Genomic DNA, 1776 nt, shown 5'->3' with positions numbered 1-1776 from the left:
AGACGGCAAGCTCAAGATCGGCTTCATGGCCACGCTGTCCGGCCCGCCGGCGGCGCTGGGCCAGCACATGCGCGACGGCTTCCTGCTCGGGGTCAAGGAGCTGGGCGGCCAGCTCGGTGGCATTCCGACCGAGGTGGTGGTCGAGGATGACGAGCTTAAACCCGACGTCGCCGTCAACAAGGTGCGCAAGCTGCTGGAGAGCGACCAGGTCGACATCGTCGTCGGCGTCGTCTTCTCCAACGTCATGATGGCGATCGCCAAGCCGGTGACCGATGCCGAGAAGATCCTGATCAGCCCGAATGCGGGGCCGTCGCCGCTGGCCGGCAAGGGCTGCAGCCCATATTTCTTCTCGGTCTCCTACCAGAACGACCAGAACCACGAGGTCATGGGCAAGTATGCCCAGGACAAGGGCTGGACCAAGGTCGCGCTGATCGCCCCGAACTACCAGGCCGGCAAGGATGCGCTGGCGGGCTTCAAGCGCTTCTACAAGGGCGAGGTGGTCGAGGAGATCTACACCCAGGTCAACCAGCAGGATTTCTCGGCCGAGCTGGCGAAGATCGCGGCGGCCGAGCCGCAGGCGGTGTTCACGTTCATGCCCGGCGGCTCCGGCGTCAATCTGGTGCGGCAGTACCGCCAGGCCGGCCTGGCCGAGCGCATCCCGTTCCTGTCCGCCTTCACCGTCGACGAGACCACGCTGCCGGCGACCAAGGACGCGGCGGTGGGCCTGTTCGCCGGCGCGCAATGGGCGCCGAACCTGGACAACCCCGCCAACAAGGCCTTCGTCGCCGCCTTCGAGAAAGAATACGGCTACGAGCCGGCGCTGTACGCCGCCAATGGCTATGACGCCGCCAAGCTGATCGACGCCGCCATCCGCCAGGCCGGCGGCAAGACCGACGCCGAGACCCTGAAGACCGCGATCCGCGCCGCGAAATGGGCCAGCGTCCGCGGTGACTTCGCCTGGAACAAGAACAACTTCCCGATCCAGGATTTCTACCTGACCGAGGTGGTGAAGCGCGACGACGGCAAGTTCGTCACCAGCCGGGTCTCGACCGTGTTCCCGCATTACGGCGACGCCTACGCCGACCAGTGCGCGATGAACTGAGCGAGAAGGGCGGTCATCCCGTGAGCGTCACCCTCCTGGTCGTCCAGACCCTGAACGGGCTGCAGCTCGGTGTGCTGCTGTTCCTGATCGCGGCCGGGCTGACGCTGGTCTTCGGGGTCATGGATTTCATCAACCTGGCGCATGGCGTGCAGTACATGCTGGGCGCCTATTTCGCCGTCGCCTTCTACGGCCTGACCGGACATTTCCTGCTGGCGCTGCTGCTGTCGCTGGCGGCGGCGCTGGTTCTGGGCCTGCTGCTGGAGGTGCTGGTGTTCCGGCACCTCTACGGCCGCAGCCATCTCGACCAGGTGCTGGCGACCTTCGGCCTGATCCTGTTCTTCAACGAGGCGGTGCGGGCGCTGTGGGGATCCTCGCCGCTCAGCATCCCGATGCCGGAGGCGCTGTCCGGGTCGATCGCGCTGATGCCGGGGCTGCTGTATCCGGTCTACCGCCTCGCCGTGCTGGCGGCGGGCCTCGGCGTGGCGGTGCTGCTGTGGGTGCTGATCACCCGGACGCGGATCGGCATGCGGGTGCGGGCCGGGGCCAGCAACGCCGACATGGTCTCGGCGCTGGGGGTGAACATCCGCCGGCTGTTCATGGTGGTGTTCGGCGTCGGCACCATGCTGGCGGGCTTCGCCGGCGCCCTGGCCGGGCCGATCTTCGCGGTCGAGCCG

Annotated in this window: 2 protein-coding genes; both read left to right on the top strand. The window is 67.2% G+C overall.

Going from position 1 to position 1776, the window contains the following annotated elements; genetic code table 11:
• Window positions 1-1102 (top strand): ABC transporter substrate-binding protein (locus AC3XYG_RS11880; RefSeq protein WP_489140042.1); only part of this gene is annotated, 1102 nt, incomplete at its 5' end.
• A 20-nt stretch (window positions 1103-1122) separates the two neighbouring features.
• On the top strand, window positions 1123-1776 hold a 654-nt coding region (locus AC3XYG_RS11875; RefSeq protein WP_489140041.1), incomplete at its 3' end, for a branched-chain amino acid ABC transporter permease.

The sequence above is a fragment of the Inquilinus sp. genome (assembly GCF_057815775.1).
Note: the sequence above shows the minus strand (reverse complement) of the source record. Positions and strands in the feature narration are given on the sequence as shown.